Here is a 21,601-nt window from a genome sequence, read left to right on the forward strand (position 1 = left end):
TTCTGCCGCGGTATGGAGGCCCTTTCGGCGGATATGACTTAGGGCGTCCAAGCGTACTCGTTCTGGACCTTGAAGTTCGTGAAAGACACGCTGATGCTGATATCGAGCGATCGAACATGATGCCACCACCCCACCGGAATGAAAAGCATCTGGCCCGGTTCAAGGACAAGCTGCATTCTCGAGGTTTCCCGGAAAAGTGGGTAATTCTCAAGATCGGGATGCTCGCAATCGACCTCGCTGTACACCCCGATGCTGTTGTACATCAGATGGGTTTCCCAAGACGGTATCAGCGTGACAAGCTTTCTCCCGTAAACCTGCGCGAGCAACACGTTGCATGTGTCATGATGAAGCGGTGTGATCGTTCCCGCCGGACCAAACCAAAGGAAGATCCTCTTTTCGGCATTGGCGCGATCCAGGATACCGTCCGGGAGATTCAACTCGCTGAGCAATGCCCGCATGTTGCCCTGGTCGAGGGACCGGTTGTTAGCGACCATGTAAAAATCATTCGTTTCGCCGGCGGTGCGAACGAGATTGACGAAATCCCGGAGGGGCATTCTGGTCTTGTGGCGCTCTGAGTTCAATTCATAGTCGGGGTCTTCGTTTCGTCTCCGCATGACCTGGACATTTTCGTTGCCCCAGCGCGACGCAAGGTACTCAGGGGTCCAGCGCGCGACGGCCGCCCACCCGACCGCTCCGTCGAGGACGACCACTGGATTGTTCAGACTATAGTACCACCGGAAGAAATCCGCGGGCGACAAATTGCCGACCCGATCACAGTGGGCCGCCCCGCGTGCGCGCCACAACTGTGAATAGATGGCCATGAGATCCTGAACTTTTCCTTTCGGAGGCTCGGGACTTCTGCGATCTGCCCTGCCGCGCGAAGCCAGCGAAGCGGCGGCCAGTTGATCGACGGCGCCCAGGTCGAAGCCATTTTCCCGAAGGACGCCGGCAATCTCGGATCTTGGAACCCCCAAAGAGAGATTTTCCGTGACCCAATTCGACCAGCTGACCGGAAGAGTGGTTGTCGGTGACATCGTCGGTTTTCCTGTTGGAGCCGATCCGCGCGCCTTCCGCAAAATTGTCCCGGACCGCTTCGTTCCTGCGAGACATCCAACGGACGCGCGATGACCCCTCACGCGCCGTCCGGGTTGCAACCTGCGGGAGCCAATCCGAGCACCCGTTCGATAAAATGCCGCTTGCGCCGTCTGTATTCTTCCATTGCTTGACCATGCCACTTCAATTTCAGTTCATTGTATTCAAACCGAAGGTGTCTGTGGTCGCGGAGTGCTCGAGTGAACGTTTCGAAATTGTCATCGGAGGATCCCGCGACAATCACGTGAAGCGTTGCGTCGAACCTCGACGGGATGTCGAAGGCCGCGCGATCGGACCTGGAGCGCCGGCGACGTCGCCGGTTGAAATGTCCGTCGAGCGTACCGGTCGTCTCGGCGAAGTCAACGGCATCGACGCGCACGACAAAGTCGAGGTCCTGCTTTCCGGTAACTCCGCGCACGGCCGTGCTCCCGACCTCAATCACGGCTTTGCCTCGCACAATCGCCTCGACGAGGCGCTGAATGCGGCGACACTCGGTGCGCATCAGCTTCCGATCGACACAGCGGATCAAGAACCGGTCAGTCTGCACATCGGTGTACTCCGCCCGCGCTTGCTTCAGGTCTGCGGGCCGGACAGCGGTACTCGGCACTCCGATCGAGCCGTCGCAATCGAACCGTGACTATTCGAACAGGACGCCGTGTTGCGCAAACGTGGCCCGTCGTCTCAATATTCTGCCAGCCAGGCTGGACGCGTCGCCCTTGGAAAGCAAAGTCCTGCGCCGTCGCCGAGAATTCTGCGTTGTCTTGGGTCGATGGATGGGGTAGTATCGACTAAACTTTTCTACCAACCGTTTATTTCTCCCATCCCGATAGAATTCCGTCAAGCGTCTCCAGATCGACTCTGAAACCTTTGCAGGTCTCAAGTAGGGGTACCGACATGGCGAAGCAGCGCGTCATTTTACCAGGAAGCTTTCGAGATCCCCTGCCCGGTCATGAGCGAATTATGGCCGCTGATCCGCAAGAGATCGCTCATGTCACAGTCGTAGTTCGGCGCAAGGAAGAGCCGTTGCCGATTACGCCTCACAACGCTTTCCAGAGAAGCCACGACTATTTCGAGCTCCACGGCGCGAGCGCCGCGGACTTCCTTGCGATCCGTGATTTCGCCCGTGAATACAATCTCGAGGCCCGCAACGAAAATCCCGCGGCGCGTACGATCGAACTCCATGGCACCATTGGCGACCTCAGCAGGGCGTTCGGTGTCACGCTCGAAATCGCGAGAATCCAGGACCAGACACTCCGGCATCGCACCGGGAACATCACGGTTCCAGAAGATCTCATTCCCGTCGTTCAAGCCGTTCTCGGACTTGACACCAGACCCGCAGCGAAGCCGCATTTTTTTGCCTTGGACAGGGACAAGATCAGAGCTGCGGATGTGGCGCAGTCTCTGTCTCCGCTGGCGATCGCGCAACTATACCAATTTCCTCAGAACCTGGACGGCTCGGGTCAGGTCATTGCGATTATCGAGCTCGACGGCGGTTTTGTTCAATCCGATCTCGACGCGTATTTCCAGAGTCTCGGGCTGATCTCTCCGACCGTCAATGTTGTTCTTATCGATGGACAAACCAATCAAATCAACAAGCATCTTCCGCAGCATCCCGAATTGAATGCGGACGGTGAAGTTGCCCTGGACATAGAAGTCGCGGGCGCGATTGCGCCAAAGGCGAAGCAGATCGTGTATTTCGCCCAGAACAGCGATCAGAGCTTCCTTAAGGCCGTGAACACGGCCATCTTGGCGAACCCGCGGCCGACCGCCATTTCGATCAGCTGGGGACATCCGGAAAACACCTTCACGGACCAGTTCAAGCATTCATTCGAACAAGCGTTTCAAGACGCTGCCAACCTTGGCATTCCCATCTGCGTCGCGGCTGGCGATGACGGATCGTTCGATGGAACAGCTGCGCTGCAAGTCGACTTTCCTGCGTCCGCCCCTCATGCTCTCGGATGCGGTGGCACGAAGCTGATTGGCTCGGCGGGAACGATTACGAGCGAGACTGTTTGGAACGCGCTCGTGACCGATGCCAATGGGAATCAGGTGCGCCAAGGTACCGGTGGTGGGGTCAGCGCGTTCTTTGCCAAGCCGTCCTATCAGTCCAGCGTTTCCGTTCCGCCTCCGCCTGCCGGACCTACTGGCGGTCGAGGTGTTCCGGACGTGGCGGGGGATGCAGATCCCGCAACGGGATACAGGATCAGGGTGAAGGGCATCGATACGGTCGTGGGCGGGACGAGCGCTGTCGCACCGCTCTGGGCCGGACTCATCGCGCGATTTGGCCAAAGCTTCGGTCGGCCCGTCGGATTTCTGAACCCGCTGATCTATGGAGCCGGCGTCAGCTCGGCGGGCTTCAACGACGTGACGCAGGGTGACAATGACAGTCAAGGAGCCGGAGGTCTGTACCGAGCAGCAACTGGGTGGGACCCATGCACGGGCTTGGGAAGCCCGCGGGGAAGTTCATTATTGTCAGCTCTCGGATCTACGCCGCCCACTCCTACGCCGCATCCGACTCCCACGCCGCATCCGACGCCGACACCTCATCCGACGCCCACACCGCATCCGACGCCGACACCTCATCCGACGCCGACACCTCATCCGACGCCAACGCCGCATCCGACGCCCACTCCGACCCCGACCCCGCATCCCACCGGGTCGACGGGCGACATCGGAGGCATGGCGACAGCGATGGAGTTCCCGCCCTTGCCGTACCCCGCACCGACGCCGGCACCCTTGCCCCCGGCAATCGCTTCGCCGCCCTCGCCAGCAGCATTGCTCGGCGCCCTCAACGGTTCAAACTCGGTCGCCTTGGTTGCCGTCGTTGGTCTGGCGGCCGTGATGGGAATGGTCGCGGCGGCAGGGCTTGTGGCCACGGTCGCGATCAGCAAGGACAAGCCCTAAAGCACGGCGGGCGCAGGTCGAGTCGGTGCCTCGGCCTTAACTCGTCACCGCGCTTGCAGGTAGGGCTGTCGATCGCAACTGCCTCCGGGCGAGCTCGGAAAGCCAAGGCCGCGGCCCGCGGAGCAGGGCCGCCAAACAAGCGACCGTAGCTCCGGCCAGCCAGCGGAGACCCGAAATCCGGATCTGGCTCACGCGATTGGGGATGATGTGTTCCAAGCACGCCGCGTCGCATCTCCGCCCCTGATCAGTGTCGTCATTCCCGTGCGGAATGAAGGGCGTCGGCTCCGGTCGACCATCTCCTCGATTATGGACAACCGGTCATGCCCATTCCCCATCCAGATCATTGTCATCGACGATGCGTCTTCAGACGGTTGTTGTTCTGCCGCATTGAAGGCCTGCTCGTCTGATCGAAATCATGCGTCGATCGAAATCGTTCGCCTGCCACGGTGGTCGGGCATTCCGTATGCCCGCAATGTCGGCGCCGGGCTGGCGCGGGCCCCCATCCTCTTCATGACCGACGCGAACGTCCGGTTCCCACGCTGCTGGGACCATCCCATCCGTGACCACATCGGCCCGGGCCGTGTCATCTGCGCCGCTATCGCCGATGCGGAATCGCAATTCGTGGGCTTTGGCGGGACTCTGCATGTGCCGTCGATGGGGTTCGACTGGGTCAGGACGCTTCACCCGCACGGGAACGCGGTGCCCTTGAGCCCCAGCACAGGGACGATCATTCCGACCGAGCTGTTTCGGCGCGTCGGCGGCTATGACACCGCGATGCCGATCTACGGTGCGGCGGAGCCTGAGTTAAGTGTACGCGTTTGGTTGAGCGGAGCCGAAATCGTTTGTATTCCAGGTCTTGTTCTCAAGCATCACTTCAAGTCTGCTTCCGAAAAGAAGCCGTTCCTCAAGACAATAGAACCAACACTTGTCTACAATTACATTCGGTTCGGCCTGCTGTATCTGGATCGCATGAGGATGGAGCAGATGTTGACTTACTACTCGAACCAATTTCCGCTCTTGTTCAAGGACGCTCTTCGCCGCGCTTGGGTCGGCGACGTCTGGAACCGCCGTTCGCTGCTCGAACGAATCTTGCCCCGCACGTTCGCCGACTTCGTTCGGCAGTTCAAGATCGTGGACGCCACCGGCCAAAGTGCGGCGTGAGGCGATGCCGATGCGGCATTTATCCGAGACACCTATTACCGCTTGCATTCCCTACTACCGCTGTCGGACGCATGTCCGAAGAGCGGTGGACTGCATGTTGACCCAAACGCATCGAAATATCACGGTCATTGTCATCAATGACGGAGATCCCGACCCGCCCTGGCCCATGCTGGCCGATATCAAGGATCCGCGACTAGTCCGCTTCGATTTGCCGATCAACCGCGGCCCCTACTTCGCGACGGCCTTGGTGGCCGGAGCGACGACGGCGCCTTATCTCCTCATCCAGGATGCGGACGATTGGAGCGCGCCCACACGCGCGAGCGTCCTCCTAAACTACCTCGAGCGCGACCGCTCGGATTTCGCCTTTTCCGCGCAGCCTCAGTACGTCTTGACGAACGCAGGCAGCCGCATCCTGGGGGTGCGATGGCTCGCTTCTCGGCCAAAGCAGACCTCCGAAGCACAATTCACCTATCGCCCGGGGCTGAATGGCGTCTACCGCTACCGGGCGCCGCACCACGGACTCTTCCGCACCGATTCATTGCGCCGCATCGGCGGCTATTATGGAGGTTTCCGAATATCCTACGACACCCTCCTCACCAATCTCATCATGATGACCGGACGCGTTTCTCACGTCGCTCATCCGCTATATTATCGCCAGATGAGAGGAAGCTCGCTTACACATGCGGATACGACCGGTTTCAGATCACAGTACGCCAAAGAGATTCAAGCCAGGCTTTCAGGCATCTATCGATCATGTTTTGATTGCTATCGCCGATTCAGTAAGGGCGAGATGGACAGCAGGTCCTTCTGTGAACTTATCGCGCGGACCGCGACCCGCCACCTCACCAATGCCGAACGCCGGATCATGGCAGCGGAGACGCTCCGACTCAAAAGGTGTCTTGATCCGACACGACGGGCCGAGACTGTCCCGTGAATTTCCCGCAGCACGAACGGGCAAAACAGCCGGGCAAACGGAGCCGCACGATCACGGCCTGCATTCCCTACCATGGGTGCGGAGCCATCGTCCGGAGAGCTGTCGAAGGCCTGTTGCAGCAAACGTTTCGCGACCTCACCGTCATCGTGGTCAACGACGGCGACCCGACGCCTCCCTGGAATTGGCTTCGCGACATCGGCGACCCACGGCTGGTCCGCTTCGATCTTGCGACGAACGGCGGCCCCTATATGGCGACAGCCATCGTCTTGAACGCAACAGCCTCGCCGTACTTTCTCATTCAGGATGCCGATGACTGGAGCAGGCCGGATCGGGCGTCGCGCCTGCTCGGGATGATAGAAGCCGACAGGTCCGACTTCGCCGTATCCGGCCAGTTGCATGTGACGGCGTCACAGGGGCCGCGAGCGGTCGCCGATGTCACATGGACCTCGGTGGTTACGGATCAGCCTTCGCCGCACCGCCTCGTTCTCAGAACGCGGATTACGCCCGACTTTGTCTATCGAGCGCCCCATCATGGGCTCTATCGCACCGAGGCCCTGCGACGCCTGGGTGGCTATTATGGCGGGTTTCGCGTCAGTTATGATGCGCTCCTCACGAACCTGATCTTGATGACCGGACGCGTGTCGCACACACCTCTCGCACTATATCATCGGAGTATCCGTCCGGGATCCCTGACCCGATCCGCGAGCACGGGATTAGGATCCCAGTTCCGCGACCAGACCGAACAGTCGATTCGGGTCATCTATGATCGGTGCTTTCAACACTACCAAGCCTATCAGCGCGGGCGGATCAACAGCCAATCGCTGATTGATCGGCTCCGAGAACTGGTCCTGAACAACGTATCCTCAGCCGAAGCCGGCCATATCGCCAGCGAGTCGATGCGTCTGCTCCGCCTCCTGTGATCAATCCAGTGAGGCGCGACGGTTCGACCGCGGGGGCTCGAACGGCGCGCTGAAGAGCCGGCTTAGCGTCAAAGGATCCATTCGCGCGGGTTGAACGCTGAGGCGCCTTCCAGCGATTCGTGCCCACCGGCGGCACTGCGAGACGGCGACATTGGACGTGCGGCGCTGCGAGCACTAATGCCTTATCGGAATGATCTGCGAACAAAACGGTATGCTGCATCAGAGTGTCGGCCGAGTGCCGGCAAGCTCAATCCTTGGTGAAGAAGCTCTGGCGGCCGAGTCACAGGCTATCCAGAACCCCTCTCCCGGCCCACAATCAATCCCAGACAACGGACGCAGCCGCTCGAGCAGCGCCGCCATTGGGAGGTTTTGTCATGCAGGAGAACGTCGCCCGCGCGAGCACCTCGCGCGCCATTTCATTCGACGCCGCCAAGCTCGACAGGCTGATGGACGCCGCCGGCATCGATGTCCTGATCGCGACCTCCAAGCACAATGTGCAGTACCTGTTAGGGGCCGAGCGCGCGATTTTCTTCGACTACATGGACGCCATGGGCGTCAGCCGCTATCTGCCGGTGCTGGTCTATCCCAAAGGCGCGCCCGACAAGGCTGCCTATATCGGCCACCGGCTGGAGACCCATCAGCGCGCGGTCGTACCGCCCTGGGTACCGCAGGTTCGCACCGAGTCCAACGGCTCGGTCGATGCCATGACACGCGCCGTTGCAACGTTGAAGGATTCCGGCGTGCCTATGAAGCGGATCGGCGTCGAGATGGCGTTCCTGCCGATGGACGCAGGGAAGGCGCTGGCGGACGCCCTGCCCGACGCTGAACTCAAGGACGCGCTGCTGGTGCTGGAGCGGCTGCGTGCGGTGAAGTCGGCGGATGAATTGGCAAAGCTCAAGACAGCCTCGGAGCTGGTGATCGCCTCGATGCTTGAGGTGATCTCCAAACACGGCCCGGGCACGACCAAGCAGCAATTGTCGGATGCATTGCGCGTCGCCGAAGCCAACCGCGGACTGACGTTCGAGTATTGCCTGCTCGCCTGCGGCAACAGCCACAACCGCGCGCCGTCATCGCAGCGCTGGGAGCAAGGCGACGTGCTGTCGCTCGACTCCGGCGGCAATTATCACGGCTATATCGGCGACCTCGCGCGCATGGCCGTGCTCGGCGATCCCGACACGGAGCAGAAGGATTATCTCGCCGAGATCGAAGCGGTCCAGCGCGCGGCCTTTGCCGCAGTCCGGCCGGGCGCCATGGGCGGCGACATCTACGTCGCAGCTGAGCGCGAGCTCGGCCAGATCAGCCAACACGGCTGCACCGACTTCCTGGCCCACGGCATGGGCCTCGTCAGCCACGAGGCCCCTCGCCTGACCGCCAAGGGCCCGGTTCCCTATGACGATGTCGACGCTCGGCTGCCGCTGGAGCCCGGCATGGTGGTGTCGATCGAGACCACGATGAAGCATCCCAAGCGAGGGTTCATCAAGCTGGAGGATACGGTGGTGGTGACGGCGGCGGGGTACGAGATTTTTGGCGAAGGTGGCCGGGGCTGGAATTTGGGCGGCGGCGCGCGCTAGCGCAGCGGCAGCATGTCGAGCTGCGCCTGCGCCTTCTTCACCGCCGCCGCGAACCAGGTCTGGCTCGGCGCCGCCCTGGCGAAGCACTGGGTAAACGCGGTCATGGCATTGTCTTCGCGGGTCATGTCGCCGCGCGGGTCCTTCTTGTCGATGGGTTTTGCCATCCCCTGCTTCCAGACCGCCTCACAGGCCGGGATCGTCCCCGTCTTGATCGCATCACTGGCGGCGACGAAGTACACCTTCTCGCCCTGGATCACGATCACGTCGATCTCAGTCGGCGCACCCTTGATATCGCCATTGCCGCGCAGGCCCAGCACGGCGACCGCGACGCTCGCCGATGCGGGCTTCGTGATCGGCAGCTCCGCGTATTTGCCGAAGGCGGAGTCCTGGATCGCGGCGTAATAGAAGCTGTCTGATTTGAACGCGGCGTCGATCTCCTGGGGCATGCCGTCCTTGCGATGCTCGGCAAGCCAGTGCTTGAGCAGCCCAGTCGTGGTCACCACCGCCTGGATCTTGTCGCCTTCCGTCGCGAAACCGAGCCCGTCGAGATGGCCGAAGCCCGAGTCGCCCTTGTACAACGTGTCCACGTTGGACTTTGCGTCCGCCGGCAGCCCCTTGATGGTGACGGGTCCGATCAGGCCGCGCAGCACGCCGGTCAGCTCATTGATCGCCGCGTCGTGCTGCTTGGTGGTCTCGTCGTTCTCCGTGGCCTTCGAGAACTTGGCGATGCCGCGGTCGCGCAGGTCGAGATAGTGCTGCTCGGGCGGGGCTGCATTTGCGCTCGCGGCGAACAGGGACAGGCAGAGCAAGGCAAGCCACTTCATCGGCAATCCCGCGGGTTGGAAACGATCTCCAGCCTTTGTGGCCTCGTTTCACCAGAAGGTTCATCCTCGATAACGGATAGACCGGCGGCAAGGACCGAACCATACTGGCGAGGGGCGCCTGGGGAAACACGTTCGACCAGCAAGGGAGCCATGGAATGTACGCCAATATTCTGTTGAGCACGGATGGATCGAGTGTCGCCAGAAAAGGCGTCGAGCACGGCATGGCCCTGGCCAAGGCCTTGAACGCCAAAGTGACGGTCATGACCGTAACGGAGCCGTTGCCGATCGATTATGGGGGTGGACACGATTCGGGATGGATTCCCTCGCAGGACGAGGTCGATAGTTTCGACGCAGCCTGCAAGGAGCGCGCAAACAAGGTGCTCGCTGACGCGCGCGCCGTGGCGGAGCAGATCGGGACATCGGCAGAGCTCCTGCATGTTCCCAATGCGCACCCGGCCACCGCGATTGTCGAAACGGCAAAGTCCAGAGGTTGCGATCTGATCGTCATGGCCTCGCACGGGCGTCGCGGCCTCAGGAAGTTCTTGTTGGGAAGCCAGACGTCCGAGGTCCTGTTGAATGGAAGCGTGCCGGTGCTGGTCGTGCCGTAGCCATTACGATCCGTGAACGAAGCGGACGGGCCGTCCTACCCCTTGTGACAGCACGCCCCTCCGCTAGCACCCTTCTCCTCGCCTGCCAGCACGCTTCGGCTGTTGCGGTCCGGCGGGATGTCGCCGGCCGCATTGGCCGCGAAGAAGCCGGTGGGCTTCAGTGCAAAGCCGGCATATTCGACCGGCATGATCGGAAAGTCCTCGGGCTTGCAGACATGGGTGTGGCCGAAGGAGTGCCACAGCACGATATCGGCATTCTCGATATTGCGGTTCTGCGCGGCGTAGCGCGGCAGGCCGTCGCCGCCGGCATGGACGTTGGGATAGTCGCCGCTGGCGTACTTCTCGTCCTTGTCGAACGCCGTGACCCAGACGTGCCTGGCCGCAAATCCGCCGCGCTTGCGCACGTAGCTGCCCTCCTGCGCCAGCATCAGCGGGCTCGGATTGACGACGAGCTTGTAGGCCGGCGCATTGCCGACCGAATTGGTCTCGTTGGGATTGCTGATCTTCCAGAACCGGCCGGTCTCGCCATTGGCGATCGCCGCCGCATCGCGCTCGCGTGACAGCACGCGCGTCGTGGTGTCGAACGCGTTGCCATGCGGATTGTCGTGGCCCCAGGGCCGCGGCACGAAGTCGTGCTCGCTGACGGTGTTGCCGCCGCCGTCGAGATCCATGTGCATGCGCACGTTGAAGAAGTGCTGATGCGTCGGGCCGCCGAGATTGTCGTCGACCATCCCGCCCCATTTGTACTTTTCGCCTGGTAGCACGGCGGCGGTCTGGATGATGCCGGTGAGCTTGGTCTCGAGCTGGATCGTGCCGTCCTGGTACAGATACCAATAGAAGCCGTAATCGTAATTGCCGACGGTTGCGAAGAACGAGATGACGAGACGACGGGAGCGACGGACCTCGAACAGGCCGTTGCGGAATTCATAGTGCTTCCAGGCAATTCCGTAGTCTTCTTCATGCATGCAGATGGCGTTCTGCATGACGAAGGGCTCGCCCTTGTTGTCGGCGGCCGGTACGTCGAAATAATGGATGTTGCCGAGGCAGTCGCAGCCGAGCTCGAGCGCGTTGGCGAGCATGCCGAGCCCGTATTCTCCGGCATCGAACGCCGACTTCCAGAAATGATTGGCGGTCGGATCGGCGTAAGGCACCACCATCTCGGTGACGCTGGCCCGGTGGATCAGCGAACGCTTGCGCATCCCATCCTGGTAACCGAGCTGATGCAGCACCAGTCCCTCGCGCGGCGTGAAGCCGATGCGAAAGCTCCATTTCTGCCACTCGACCTTCCAGCCATCGACCTTGAAGCTCGCGCCCTCCGGCTGCTCGATATGCAGCGGCTTGATGTCGGTGCGCGGGTTCGTGACTTCATGGGCGCCATAGTTCCGCTTCTTGCGCGGGATCGGCACGATCGGGTCCGCGTCGGTGAGGTCGATCACCTTGCCGGCAATCAGGTCGACGACGGCAACGACGCCCTCGATCGGATGGGCATAGCCGTTATCCTGGAGGTGCTCGCGAAAGAAGCTGACGGCACGAACGATGCGCGCGCCGCGCTCGTACTCGAAGTCGAAGAAGCCCGAGGAGAACGGGTCGACCTGGACCCGCTCGATGTCCTTCTCGGTCAGTCCGCGCCGAAGCATCGCTGCGCGCCATCCAGGATCGGCCTTGACCACGGCCTCGCACTTGAAGAATTCCTCCAGCATCACCGGGGGCTGGCCATAGGGCGCTTCGCGGTTTGGGATAACCCTGCGCGCAACGATCTCGTTGCGGCCGAGGTCGACGATGTGCTCGATCGCCTCGCCGGTCGTCACGTCAAGCGTCAGCGCGAAAGCACGGCGCGGCAGCCCTGCTTCACCCGCCAGTTCCTGCTTGGTCGGTTCTTCCAGCCGCACCGTCGGGAACCGGCAGTTGTCCGGCGAGGTCGCGGCCGCACGTACCAGCGTGCAGGCGGCTGTAATCTCGGCGGCCGTCAACGGATCGAGCGGATGCGGTGTCGCGGTCTGCGTCGACGATTTGGCTTTGGTACTATCGAGCATTGTGATGTCCAGAGATCAGCGCGGAGCGAGATGCGTGGTGATGGCGCGGAAAGCCGCGAACCAGCGTTGGTCGATCGGGACGTCCATCGCCTTCGGCTGCGTTGCGAGCTTGACGATGACGGTGTCCGAGTCGAGATCGACATAGAGGTGCTGGCCGTGGATGCCGATCGCGGTGAGCGCGTCGCGCGCCGGATCGATCGTGAACCATTTGCTGCGATAGCGCGCGCCCGGGAAGTACTCGGCGAGGTCGCCGTCAGCCCAGGCCTTGGGATCACCGTTCTCGCGGATGTCGTCGATCCACCATCCCGGCACCACCTGCCGTCCATCGACCACGCCGCGATTGCGCATCATTTCGCCGAAACGCAGCAGGTCGCGCGCGGTCACGGAGATACCGCCGGCGAGGCGGCCCATGCCGTGGCTATCGAGCGTGAGAGAGCCGTCCTCCTCAGCCCCCATCGGCTGCCAGAGATATTCGGACAGGATGCGATGGTAAGGCATGCCGCAGGCACGCTCATAAACCCAGCCGAGCACCTCGGTGTTGGTCGAGACGTAGTGGAACACCTTGCCATGCGGCTTGCCGGTGCCGCGCAGTGTGGCGAGATAGGCGCGCTGATGGCCGGGGTCGACGCCGGGCGGCGGCACGTCCCAGCCTGACGAAAAACGATAGCGCGCAACATCGCCCGCGGGGTCCTCGTAGTCCTCCTCGAACTTGATGGCGACCGCCATGTCCAAGAGGTTGCGGACCGTACAGGTGCCGTAGACCGAGCTCTCGAGCTCTGGCACGTAGCGCACCACCCTCGCCTCCGGATCGACGAGCCCGCGCGCGGCCAGCACGCCGCCGAGCGTACCGGCGACCGCCTTGCTGATCGAGCAGATCAGATGCGGCGTGGTCACGCTCATGCCGTCGCCGTACCATTCGTGGATCAGCGTGCCCCTGTGCATGACGAGCAGCGTATCGGCAAAGGTCTCGCGCAGCGTGGCCTCGATGGTGGTCGGCTTGCCATCGGGCGCAGTGAAGCCGAGCTTTGCCAGCTCGCGCGGCGCGCTGACGATCGCCGTTGGCTGTGCCGAGCGGCGGATTTCGGCGGTCGGCAGCACTTCGCGGGTATGGGTGAAGCCCCAGCGGATCGCGGGGAAGCTGCGCCAGTTGGCGCGGGTCACCTGGGCCTCGGACGCGGGCGGGCTGCCGCGCATGATCTCGGTCGGTCGCATCTCGATCCTCCGCAAGGCCATCCCGACTCCGGTGTCGGGAACGGCAAGGAGCAAGACTGCACCCAGGCGCCATCCGGCGTTATCGAAATCCCGCAATATTTTGCTGGACAGGAGCGTGGGCCGTGCCAGTCTGGCGTGGTTCTTGCTGGTGCTCGGCTTACAGATTCCGACGTATGGTCATGGCCTTAAGCGCAACTCCTCCAATTCAGGACTCGGCTGCCGGCCTGTTCCAGGCGAGCAGCTCGGATGTCGATGAACATTGCGCCGCGCTCGGTCGCTGGCGACTGAATTACGACCAGATCAGTGCCGGCGCGTTCCTGGGCAGCTTCACCCAGCTTTCGCTCCCCCGCGTCGAAGTGTTCCGCGAGATCACCAGCCAGCAGGTCCGCCAATACGGCCAGCTCGGTGCCGACAGCTTTGGCATTGGCCTGCCTTGGCACGGCGATGGCGAGGTCAATTGCAACGGGGCCAGCGTCGCGGGCGCGCAGGTGATCACCTGCATCGACGCCGAGGTGGACATGTGCACGCCGAAGGCGTTCGAGCTCCGCGGCGTCGTCACCAGCGCGGCGCTGATCGAGGCGCTTGCCGCGCGCCTCGATATCGCGTTGCCGCGCGCGGTCTGGCACCAACTGCGGGCGATCGAGATGGCGGAGGCGCCGGTCGCGCGTCTGCGCGCGCATCTCGCTGCGATCCACGAGACCATCACAACTGCGCCAAGGCAGTTCGAGGATCCGACGACCCGGCAAGCACTTGAGGACGCCCTCCTCGTCGAAATCATGGACATGCTGCCGACGGCGCGGCCGAGCGATCCCGGCCGCAGCGCCACCGCGCGCAAGCGTACCGTCGATCGCGCCCGCGAGCTGATGCATGGCAGCGGGGATCGCGCGCTCTCGCTTTTGGAGGTCTGCAAGGCGGTCGGCGCCAGCCCGCGCAAGCTCGGCTATTGCTTCCAGGAGGTGCTGGGCTCAAGCCCGATGCATTATTGGCGCGCGATGCGCCTGAATCGCGTGCGCCGCGACCTCAAACGCGCCGGCGGCGCCGAGACTTCGATCTACGACGTCGCCGTGCAGCATGGCTTCTGGCACTTCAGCCAGTTCTCACTCGACTACAAGCGGCACTTCTCCGAGCTGCCCTCGGAGACGCTGCGACGCGCGCGAGCCGCGTAAGGCCAACCGGCGATCAAGCCGACGCGGATGGTTTCGGCCCGGGCTGTGCACGCAAGCAAGGCTGCAGCCGCAAGGGTTGCGAGAAAACGCATGGATGTCCCGAGGTTGGGAAGCTTGTGTTAGCGGTGCCGCAGCCGGCGGTTGACCCGGCGTGCCAGATAATCGCCCGCGCTCTGCACGAGCTGCACCAGCGCGATCAGCACCACGACGACGGCCAACATCATCTCCGGCATGAAGCGCTGATAGCCGTAGCGGATGCCGAGATCGCCAAGGCCGCCGCCCCCGACCGCGCCGACCATGGCGGAGTAGCCGAGCAGGCTGACGACTGCGAGCGTCAACGCCAGCAACAAGCCCGGCAGCGCCTCGGGGATCAGCACCTTGAACACGATCTGGAGCGGCGATGCGCCGAACGAGGACGCGGTTTCGATCAGGCCGCCATCGACCTCTCGGATCGCAGCCTCGACGAGGCGCGCGATGAACGGCGTCGACGCAATCGTCAGCGGCACGATCGCCGCCGTCGATCCGATCGAGGTGCCGGCCACCAGTCGCGTGAACGGGATGATGGCAACGACGAGGATGATAAAGGGCGTGGAACGCGTCGCGTTGACGACGATGCCGAGCACGCGATTGACGGTGGGAGCCGCGAACAGTTCCGCTTTCCGGCTGGTTGCGAGGAAGACGCCGAGCGGCAGGCCGAAGGCGGTGCCGAGCAGCGCGGCGATGCCGACCATGTACAGGCTTTCGCCGGTGGCCAGGACGATCAGATTGATGAGTTCAGGCGACATAGCCGAGACGCTCCGCCGAGAATTGATATTGAGACAGCCACGCCAGCGTGCGCGTCGCCGCGCTTTCGCCGCCGGGAATGCCGAGCACCAGCGAGCCGACATGCTGGCCGCCGATCTCGTCGATTCGCGCCGACAGCAGCGAGACGTCGAGGCCGAGCTCGCGGGCCAGCCGCGCGATCAGCGTGTCGCCCGCCCCTGCTCCGCGCACCTGGACACGGAGCACGGCGTGGCTGCCCGCAACCGGCTCCGGCACGATCCGGCTTGCCAGCGAGACTGGCAGGCTGTCGCCGGTCACCTCGGCCAAGAAGGACTGCGTGATCGGATGCTTTGGATGGGTGAAGATATCGGCGACGTGGCCGCTCTCGACGACATGGCCGGCGTCGAGCACGACCGCTTCCTTGGCGAGCTGGCGCACGACGGACATTTCATGGGTGATCAGCACGATGGTCACCCCGAGCTCGCGGTTGATGTTCGCAAGCAGATCGAGGATCGCGCGCGTGGTCTGGGGATCGAGCGCGGAGGTTGCTTCGTCCGACAGCAGCACGCTCGGCCGCGTCGCCAGCGCCCGCGCAATGCCGACGCGCTGCTTCTGGCCGCCGGAGAGCTCTGACGGATAGCGGTCGTGCTTATCGGCGATGTCGACGAGGTCGAGTAGCTCGGCGACGCGCGCGCGGATGTCGGCCTTGGACCAGCCGGCGATCTCGAGCGGCAGCGCGATATTGGCGGCTGCGGTGCGCGACGACAGCAGGTTGAAATGCTGGAAGATCATCCCGATCGAGCGCTGCGCCAGCCGCAGCTCGCGGCCTGCGAGCGCGGAGATATCGCGGCCGTCGACGACGACATGTCCCCTGGTCGGCTTCTCCAGACCGTTGATGAGCCGGACCAGGCTCGACTTGCCGGCGCCGGAGCGCCCGATCACGCCCGTGATGGAGCCGCGCGCAATCGCGAAGTCGATCCCTTCGAGCGCATCGACGCCGGGCTTGCCGCGATAGGCCGGATAGGTTTTCGAGATGCCGGCGAAACGGACCATCGGGTCGATTTCGCGCGCGGCGGGCGCGTCTCGGGTCTCGATGGGATCTCCGACCACCAGCGATGGGTGCGCGTTCATGGAAGCGGCTTTCATGCACGATCATTAGCTCGTCCGCCCGAAAGGCGCACGAGAACCAGGTCGCTATCCAAGCGACGGGAGGTGGAACAGCGGCAGATCGCCCAGGCAAAACAACGCTGCATTGCAACATACTATCGCCCGGGGCGGTCTCTCTTGCAATTTCAGATATTTGCGGGGTGTTGGATGAAGTTTTCCAAAACCCTCCCCGGCGAAGAAAATTCGTCTGCCGGGGGTATCAACCTCCGGCCGGGATCACCGGACCATCTGCAACCAGGGCATCACGATCACCAGCAGTCCGGCGAAATAGAGCAGCCCGAAGATCAGGCCAAAGCCCCAGAACTGGCGCTTCCCGATATAGCCGCTGCCGTAATACATCGGCGCGGGCCCTGTCGCGTAAGGCGAGATCACGCCCATCAGGCCGAGCGAATACATGCAGAGCATCGCGAGCGTCGCGACCGGCAGATCGGGAATGCCCGATCCGACCGCGAGCACGACCGGCAGCACGGCGGCTGCGTGCGAGGTGATGCTCGAGAAGAAATAGTGAATCCAGAAGAACAGCGCGACCAGGAGGATCATCGCGGTCGACGGCGAGAGCCCCACGAGCGGCTTTGCGAATTCGTTGGCAAACCATTTGATGAAGCCGATCTCGTTGAGGCCCGAGGCCAGCGTGAGCAGCGAGGTGAAATAGAAGAATACCTCCCAGGCGCTCTTCTCGCTGACGATGTCGGCGAACTCGATCACGCCGGTGACCAGCATCAGCGAGATCACGATGAACACGACGGTGGTGGCGTTGACGAAGTTCGAGCCGAGCAGCGGCACATGGATGTCCGGGCTCGAGCCCGCGATCCACAGGAACATCGCTAGGATGATCAAGGCCAGCATGATCCACTCGTTGCGCGACATCGGGCCCATCTCCGCGAGCTCCTTGGCCGCCCATTCGGAAATCTCCGGGCTGTGCTTCACCTCGGGCCGGCAAATCGCATAGCTGAGCAGCGGAACGAGGATCATCAGCAGGATGCCGAGCGGGGCAAAGCCGATGAACCACTGGCCCCAGCTGACATCGACCCCGACCGTCTTCTTGGCGATTGCGAGCGCCGCCGCATTGGGCGCGAGCGCGGTGAAGAACAGCGAGCTCGTGATCGCGGTCGCAGCGAACGCGGTCCACATCACATAGGTGCCGATCTTGCCGGCGGTCGGTCCGGGCTCGGAGCCGTAGATGCGCGGAATATTGCTGATAATGGGATAGACGATGCCGCCGCTGCGCGCGGTGTTGGACGGCGTCGCCGGCGCGAGTAGAAAGTCCGACATCGCGACCGCATAGCCGAGCCCGAGCGTGTTGGTGCCGAGGCGTCGTACCAGCACCAGCGCGATGCGCCGGCCAAGCTGGCTCTTGCGATAGCCGATCGAGAACACGAAGGCGCCGACGATCAGCCACACCGTGCTCTCTGCAAAGCCCGCCAGCATCCAGCGCAGCGACTTGGCGGGATCAGGATCGATATAGCCGCCGACGCCGGCAACCGTGAGCCCGATCAGGCCGACCGCGCCGACCGGCATCGATTCCAGAATGAGCCCGGTGATGACGGCGGCGAACACGGCAAAATAGTGCCACTGATTGACGTTGAGACCCGCCGGCACCGGCCACAGATAGATCGCGAGCCACACCACGAGCGGCGCGAATAGCTTCCAGCGAAACCCGTTCGCCTCGGACGCCTGTGTGTTGGCGGTCATGAGCCCTCCCCCTGTCATTTCGTCGCACGCGCCGCGCCCGTTGGCCTAGGCGTGTTTGTCCCCGCGCGGCGTATACGAACTGTGCGCGGCATGATCAATGGTCCAAGATCAATGGCCAAGGATCAATGGCCAAGCCGGTTCTACCGTCCCTTGAAGCGTGGCTTGCGGCGGGAGAGGAAGGCCTCGACGCCCTCCTTGTGGTCCTCGCTGAGGCTCGCCAGCGCAAACTGGTCGATATCCATGTGGCTGGTGAGATCATCCAGCGCATGGGCGAGCCGGTTGACGGTGAGCTTGGTCATGGCGACCGAAAGCGGCGGCTGCAATGCCACCTTCCAGGCGAGCTCCATCGCCGCGTCGAACGCCTTGCCGGGATCGACGACCTGCTCCACCAGGCCCCATTCATAGGCCTGGTCCGCGCTGATGCGCTCATCGGCCAAAATCACCGCCTGCTTGGTGCGTGCCGGGCCGATCAGATGCAGCATGCGCGGGATGCTTTGCCAGCTCATGTTCATGCCGAGCCCGATCTCGGGCACGCGCAGATGCGCATCGCTGCCCATGACGCGAAAGTCGAGCGCGACCGCAAGCGCGACGCCGCCGCCGACGCAAAAGCCTTCGATGGCTGCGATCGTAATCTGCTCCATCTCCTGCCAGGCATGGGTCAGCCGCGGCCCGAGCTTGAGATGTCGCCGCAGCGTGCCGAGGTCCATCTCCTTGCGCGAGCGCCCTTCGGCGTCCTTGAGGTCGAAGCCGGCGCTGAACGCGCCCGCATTGCCTGTCAAGACCACCACAGACGTCGCCGCGTCGTCCTCAAAGCTGCGCGCCGCCGCTGTGAGCTGGCGGAGCACCTCCGGCGACAAAGCGTTGATGCCGTCATGGCGGTCGAACCGCACGATGGCGATCCGCCCCTCGGGCCCGTGGCCCTTCTCGATCTTGACGAATTCTTTCATCAGGCCTCTCCGAAGCTGATTTTCGCTGATGTTAGCGCACAAACGACGTCACGAATACGTGGCTGGATTGCGCTGCAACGAAGGCTCGACAGGCAGGGAAGGATTCGCTTAATCTTCCGCGCATGAGCCATGATCACGACCAACATCATCACCACGACCACGATCACTCGGAATTGTCGGAGACCGAGCTGCGCGTGCGCGCGCTCGAGACGATCCTGACCGAAAAAGGTTATGTCGAGCCGGCCGCGCTCGATGCCATCATCCAGGCCTACGAGACCAAGATCGGCCCGCACAATGGCGCGCGCGTCGTCGCCAAGGCCTGGACCGATCCCGCGTTCAAGACCGCGCTGCTGGAGGACGGCAGCAAGGCTATCGGCACGCTCGGCCATGTCAGCCGCGTCGGCGACCATCTCGTCGTGGTCGAGAACACGCCGCAGCGGCACAACATGGTCGTGTGTACGCTGTGCTCCTGCTACCCCTGGGAAATGCTCGGGCTGCCGCCGGTCTGGTACAAGGCATCGCCCTATCGCTCACGCGCAGTGAAGGACCCGCGCGGCGTGCTCGCCGATTTCGATGTCGCGTTGCCGAAGGACATGGAAATTCGAGTGTGGGATTCCACCGCCGAGACTCGTTTCCTGGTGCTGCCGATGCGCCCTGAGGGCACGGACGGCTGGAGCGAGGAGCAACTCGCCGAACTTGTCACGCGTGACTCCATGATCGGCACCGGCTTCGCCAAAACGCCCGGAGCGCCGTCATGAACGGCGTACACGACATGGGCGGCATGGACGGGTTCGGCAAGGTCGAGCCCGAGCCAAATGAGCCGGTGTTCCACGCGGAGTGGGAAGGTCGCGTGCTGGCGATGGTGCGCGCGATGGGCGCGGCCGGCGCCTTCAACATCGACACCTCGCGCTTCTATCGCGAGACGCTGCCGCCGCACGTCTATCTGTCGAGCTCCTACTACAAGAAATGGTTCCTCGGGCTCGAGGAGATGCTGATCGAGAAGGGTTATATCTCGAGGGAGGATGTCGCCGCCGGTCATGCGGTGCAGCCGGCCAAGGCGCTCAAGCACGGCAAGTTGAAGCTCGAGGCTGTCGAGCCCAGCATGGTGCGCGGCAAGTTCGCCCGCCCTGCTCCAGCCCAGGCGAAATTCAACATCGGCGACCGCGTGCGTGCGAAAAACATTCATCCGTCGACGCACACCCGCCTGCCGCGCTATGTGCGCGGCCATGTCGGTGTTGTCGAGCTGAACCACGGCTGCCACGTGTTTCCGGATTCGGCGGCAATAGAGCTCGGCGAAAATCCGCAATGGCTCTACACGGTCGTGTTCGAAGGCAGCGATCTCTGGGGCGCGGATGGTGATCCGACGTTAAAAGTCTCGATCGACGCGTTCGAGCCCTATCTGGACCCGGCGTGATGAGCAGCAGCGCTGCGGCTGCCACGGCCGCAATACCGAGCATTCCGCGCGATGATGACGGCCCGGTGTTCCGCGCGCCCTGGGAGGCGCATGCGTTTGCGATGGCACTGACGCTGCATGACCGCGGCGTGTTCACCTGGCCTGAATGGGCTGCAGCCTTGGCCTCCGAGATCAAACGCGCGCAGGCCGCCGGCGACCCCGATACGGGCGAGACCTATTATCTGCACTGGCTCGCCACGCTGGAGGGACTGGTCGCGCGCAAGGGCGTCGCATCGACGGAGACGTTGCATCGCTACCGCGACGCCTGGGACCACGCAGCGGACCGCACCCCGCACGGCAAGCAGATCGAGCTGCGGCCTGAGGATTTTGGCTAGCTCGCCGCCACATACTCCCGCCACCCCTTCGCCCGCAGGCTGCAGGCCGGGCACTCGCCGCAGCCATAGCCCCACTCATGCTGCGCGCCGCGTTCGCCGAGATAGCAGGTGTGCGACTGCTCGCGAATGAGATCGACGAGGCCTTCGCCGCCGAGGTCATGCGCGAGCTTCCAGGTCGCGGCCTTGTCGATCCACATCAGCGGCGTGTGCAGCTCGAATTTACGAGCCATGCCGAGCGACAGCGCGGCCTGCATGGCGCGGATGGTGTCGTCGCGGCAATCGGGATAGCCGGAATAGTCGGTCTCGCACATGCCGCCGACGATGTGGGTGATGCCGCGCCGGTAGGCCAGCGCCGCGGCGAACGTCAAAAACACGAGGTTGCGGCCGGGCACGAACGTGTTCGGCAACCCATCGGCGCCCATGGCGATCGCGACATCGCGCGTCAGCGCCGTGTCCGAGATCGAAGCTAAGGTCGGGATCGACAGCGTGTGGCTCTCGCCGAGCTTTACAGCCCAATCCTGGCGCAGGCCCTTGAGACCATCGACCAGCCGGTCGCGGCAAGTGAGCTCGACCGCATGGCGTTGGCCGTAATCGAACCCCAGCATCTCCACGCGCGCAAAGCGGCTCAGCGCCCAGGCGAGGCAGGTGGTGGAATCCTGGCCGCCGGAAAACAGCACCAGCGCGGTTTCGGATGAAAATGCGTCACTCATGGCCCGCGCTTTAGCACCGCGGACCGCGCCCGCCAATCGGTGGAAAGCAGCTTGTTCCGCAGCGTTATGCTGGGAACGGCGGCCCGCTTTTGGCATAAGGCTGAGGACCC

20 protein-coding genes are annotated in these 21,601 nt (G+C 63.2%); 10 read left to right on the forward strand and 10 right to left on the reverse strand.

Features of this window, described 5'->3' with window-relative positions:
• Positions 1-38 precede the first annotated feature (38 nt).
• Both ACPPVR_RS22710 and ACPPVR_RS22715 read right to left on the reverse strand, forming a co-directional pair.
• Positions 39-1,034 carry a cupin-like domain-containing protein gene (locus tag ACPPVR_RS22710; RefSeq protein WP_426608810.1) on the reverse strand — a complete coding sequence of 332 codons (996 nt, stop codon included), beginning with the start codon at positions 1,032-1,034 and terminating at the stop codon, positions 39-41.
• 98 nt (positions 1,035-1,132) lie between these two features.
• Positions 1,133-1,594, reverse strand: coding sequence for a GrpB family protein (locus ACPPVR_RS22715; protein WP_426616161.1), 462 nt, complete (start codon positions 1,592-1,594; stop codon positions 1,133-1,135).
• Between the two features lie 392 nt (positions 1,595-1,986).
• Between ACPPVR_RS22715 and ACPPVR_RS22720 the strand changes: the two genes are divergently transcribed.
• The 5 genes from ACPPVR_RS22720 (at position 1,987) to ACPPVR_RS22740 (ending at position 8,582) form a co-directional block, all read left to right on the forward strand.
• Complete coding sequence (locus ACPPVR_RS22720; protein ID WP_426608811.1) at positions 1,987-3,996, forward strand: S53 family peptidase; 2,010 nt, start codon at positions 1,987-1,989, stop codon at positions 3,994-3,996.
• Positions 3,997-4,203: 207 nt separating this feature from the next.
• On the forward strand, positions 4,204-5,157 hold the full coding sequence (locus tag ACPPVR_RS22725) for a glycosyltransferase (RefSeq protein WP_426608812.1): 954 nt from the start codon (positions 4,204-4,206) through the stop codon (positions 5,155-5,157).
• 10 nt (positions 5,158-5,167) lie between these two features.
• On the forward strand, positions 5,168-6,091 hold the full coding sequence (locus ACPPVR_RS22730; protein WP_426608813.1) for a glycosyltransferase family 2 protein: 924 nt from the start codon (positions 5,168-5,170) through the stop codon (positions 6,089-6,091).
• Positions 6,088-7,011, forward strand: a complete 924-nt coding sequence (locus ACPPVR_RS22735) for a glycosyltransferase family 2 protein (RefSeq protein ID WP_426608814.1) — start codon at positions 6,088-6,090, stop codon at positions 7,009-7,011. Before ACPPVR_RS22730 ends, ACPPVR_RS22735 begins: the two co-directional genes overlap by 4 nt.
• 374 nt (positions 7,012-7,385) lie before the next feature.
• A complete protein-coding gene (locus tag ACPPVR_RS22740; protein WP_426608815.1) occupies positions 7,386-8,582 on the forward strand; it encodes a M24 family metallopeptidase in 1,197 nt (398 codons plus the stop codon).
• Here the strand turns inward: ACPPVR_RS22740 and ACPPVR_RS22745 are convergent.
• Complete coding sequence (locus tag ACPPVR_RS22745; RefSeq protein WP_426608816.1) at positions 8,579-9,406, reverse strand: hypothetical protein; 828 nt, start codon at positions 9,404-9,406, stop codon at positions 8,579-8,581. The genes ACPPVR_RS22740 and ACPPVR_RS22745 overlap by 4 nt on opposite strands.
• A gap of 155 nt (positions 9,407-9,561) precedes the next feature.
• Here ACPPVR_RS22745 and ACPPVR_RS22750 point away from each other — a divergent pair, with 155 nt between their 5' ends.
• Positions 9,562-10,014, forward strand: coding sequence for a universal stress protein (locus ACPPVR_RS22750; protein ID WP_426608817.1), 453 nt, complete (start codon positions 9,562-9,564; stop codon positions 10,012-10,014).
• 35 nt (positions 10,015-10,049) lie between these two features.
• On the opposite strand, the gene ACPPVR_RS22755 is transcribed toward ACPPVR_RS22750, so the two are convergent.
• Both ACPPVR_RS22755 and ACPPVR_RS22760 read right to left on the reverse strand, forming a co-directional pair.
• Positions 10,050-12,047: a primary-amine oxidase gene (locus ACPPVR_RS22755; RefSeq protein ID WP_426608818.1), complete on the reverse strand. Its 1,998-nt coding sequence runs from the start codon at positions 12,045-12,047 to the stop codon at positions 10,050-10,052.
• A gap of 15 nt (positions 12,048-12,062) precedes the next feature.
• The gene (locus ACPPVR_RS22760) at positions 12,063-13,259 is read right to left on the reverse strand and encodes a serine hydrolase domain-containing protein (protein ID WP_426608819.1); all 1,197 of its coding nucleotides are present in this window, start codon (positions 13,257-13,259) and stop codon (positions 12,063-12,065) included.
• A 179-nt stretch (positions 13,260-13,438) separates the two neighbouring features.
• Between ACPPVR_RS22760 and ACPPVR_RS22765 the strand changes: the two genes are divergently transcribed.
• Positions 13,439-14,425: a helix-turn-helix domain-containing protein gene (locus tag ACPPVR_RS22765; RefSeq protein WP_426608820.1), complete on the forward strand. Its 987-nt coding sequence runs from the start codon at positions 13,439-13,441 to the stop codon at positions 14,423-14,425.
• Positions 14,426-14,544: 119 nt separating this feature from the next.
• Here ACPPVR_RS22765 and ACPPVR_RS22770 read toward each other — a convergent pair whose 3' ends face one another.
• The 4 genes from ACPPVR_RS22770 to ACPPVR_RS22785 all read right to left on the reverse strand — a co-directional run bounded on the left by ACPPVR_RS22770 (position 14,545) and on the right by ACPPVR_RS22785 (position 18,993).
• Positions 14,545-15,210 (reverse strand): methionine ABC transporter permease, encoded by a 666-nt coding sequence (locus ACPPVR_RS22770; RefSeq protein ID WP_426608821.1) that lies wholly within the window; start codon positions 15,208-15,210, stop codon positions 14,545-14,547.
• Positions 15,200-16,333: a methionine ABC transporter ATP-binding protein gene (locus ACPPVR_RS22775; protein ID WP_426608822.1), complete on the reverse strand. Its 1,134-nt coding sequence runs from the start codon at positions 16,331-16,333 to the stop codon at positions 15,200-15,202. Before ACPPVR_RS22775 ends, ACPPVR_RS22770 begins: the two co-directional genes overlap by 11 nt.
• 237 nt (positions 16,334-16,570) lie before the next feature.
• A complete protein-coding gene (locus ACPPVR_RS22780; RefSeq protein ID WP_426608823.1) occupies positions 16,571-18,046 on the reverse strand; it encodes a DASS family sodium-coupled anion symporter in 1,476 nt (491 codons plus the stop codon).
• 140 nt (positions 18,047-18,186) lie between these two features.
• A complete protein-coding gene (locus ACPPVR_RS22785) occupies positions 18,187-18,993 on the reverse strand; it encodes an enoyl-CoA hydratase/isomerase family protein (protein ID WP_426608824.1) in 807 nt (268 codons plus the stop codon).
• 122 nt (positions 18,994-19,115) lie between these two features.
• On the opposite strand from ACPPVR_RS22785, the gene nthA reads away from it, so the two are divergent.
• The 3 genes from nthA to ACPPVR_RS22800 are packed head-to-tail and all read left to right on the forward strand — an operon-like array spanning position 19,116 to position 20,781.
• Positions 19,116-19,751: a nitrile hydratase subunit alpha gene (gene nthA / locus ACPPVR_RS22790; RefSeq protein ID WP_426608825.1), complete on the forward strand. Its 636-nt coding sequence runs from the start codon at positions 19,116-19,118 to the stop codon at positions 19,749-19,751.
• A complete protein-coding gene (nthB, locus tag ACPPVR_RS22795) occupies positions 19,748-20,407 on the forward strand; it encodes a nitrile hydratase subunit beta (RefSeq protein ID WP_426608826.1) in 660 nt (219 codons plus the stop codon). The genes nthA and nthB overlap by 4 nt, the downstream gene beginning before the upstream one ends.
• Positions 20,407-20,781, forward strand: coding sequence for a nitrile hydratase accessory protein (locus ACPPVR_RS22800; protein ID WP_426608827.1), 375 nt, complete (start codon positions 20,407-20,409; stop codon positions 20,779-20,781). The genes nthB and ACPPVR_RS22800 overlap by 1 nt, the downstream gene beginning before the upstream one ends.
• Here ACPPVR_RS22800 and queC read toward each other — a convergent pair.
• On the reverse strand, positions 20,778-21,491 hold the full coding sequence (queC, locus tag ACPPVR_RS22805) for a 7-cyano-7-deazaguanine synthase QueC (RefSeq protein ID WP_426608828.1): 714 nt from the start codon (positions 21,489-21,491) through the stop codon (positions 20,778-20,780). The two genes, ACPPVR_RS22800 and queC, sit on opposite strands and share 4 nt — an antisense overlap.
• Positions 21,492-21,601 lie beyond the last annotated feature (110 nt).

Origin of the sequence: Bradyrhizobium sp. McL0616, assembly GCF_049993385.1 — a bacterium.
In the GTDB taxonomy this organism is placed as follows: domain Bacteria; phylum Pseudomonadota; class Alphaproteobacteria; order Rhizobiales; family Xanthobacteraceae; genus Bradyrhizobium.

Bases quoted from the DNA above. Each gene is read 5' to 3' on its own strand.
- ACPPVR_RS22800 (WP_426608827.1), top strand. From the start codon at position 20,407: ATGAGCAGCAGCGCTGCGGCTGCCACGGCCGCAATACCGAGCATTCCG.
- ACPPVR_RS22760 (WP_426608819.1), bottom strand. From the start codon at position 13,259: ATGCGACCGACCGAGATCATGCGCGGCAGCCCGCCCGCGTCCGAGGCC.
- ACPPVR_RS22785 (WP_426608824.1), bottom strand. From the start codon at position 18,993: ATGAAAGAATTCGTCAAGATCGAGAAGGGCCACGGGCCCGAGGGGCGG.
- ACPPVR_RS22775 (WP_426608822.1), bottom strand. From the start codon at position 16,333: ATGAAAGCCGCTTCCATGAACGCGCACCCATCGCTGGTGGTCGGAGAT.
- ACPPVR_RS22745 (WP_426608816.1), bottom strand. From the start codon at position 9,406: ATGAAGTGGCTTGCCTTGCTCTGCCTGTCCCTGTTCGCCGCGAGCGCA.
- ACPPVR_RS22755 (WP_426608818.1), bottom strand. From the start codon at position 12,047: ATGCTCGATAGTACCAAAGCCAAATCGTCGACGCAGACCGCGACACCG.
- ACPPVR_RS22730 (WP_426608813.1), top strand. From the start codon at position 5,168: ATGCGGCATTTATCCGAGACACCTATTACCGCTTGCATTCCCTACTAC.
- ACPPVR_RS22740 (WP_426608815.1), top strand. From the start codon at position 7,386: ATGCAGGAGAACGTCGCCCGCGCGAGCACCTCGCGCGCCATTTCATTC.
- ACPPVR_RS22715 (WP_426616161.1), bottom strand. From the start codon at position 1,594: ATGCGCACCGAGTGTCGCCGCATTCAGCGCCTCGTCGAGGCGATTGTG.
- nthB (WP_426608826.1), top strand. From the start codon at position 19,748: ATGAACGGCGTACACGACATGGGCGGCATGGACGGGTTCGGCAAGGTC.
- nthA (WP_426608825.1), top strand. From the start codon at position 19,116: ATGAGCCATGATCACGACCAACATCATCACCACGACCACGATCACTCG.
- ACPPVR_RS22720 (WP_426608811.1), top strand. From the start codon at position 1,987: ATGGCGAAGCAGCGCGTCATTTTACCAGGAAGCTTTCGAGATCCCCTG.
- ACPPVR_RS22710 (WP_426608810.1), bottom strand. From the start codon at position 1,034: ATGTCACCGACAACCACTCTTCCGGTCAGCTGGTCGAATTGGGTCACG.
- ACPPVR_RS22780 (WP_426608823.1), bottom strand. From the start codon at position 18,046: ATGACCGCCAACACACAGGCGTCCGAGGCGAACGGGTTTCGCTGGAAG.
- ACPPVR_RS22765 (WP_426608820.1), top strand. From the start codon at position 13,439: ATGGCCTTAAGCGCAACTCCTCCAATTCAGGACTCGGCTGCCGGCCTG.
- queC (WP_426608828.1), bottom strand. From the start codon at position 21,491: ATGAGTGACGCATTTTCATCCGAAACCGCGCTGGTGCTGTTTTCCGGC.
- ACPPVR_RS22770 (WP_426608821.1), bottom strand. From the start codon at position 15,210: ATGTCGCCTGAACTCATCAATCTGATCGTCCTGGCCACCGGCGAAAGC.
- ACPPVR_RS22750 (WP_426608817.1), top strand. From the start codon at position 9,562: ATGTACGCCAATATTCTGTTGAGCACGGATGGATCGAGTGTCGCCAGA.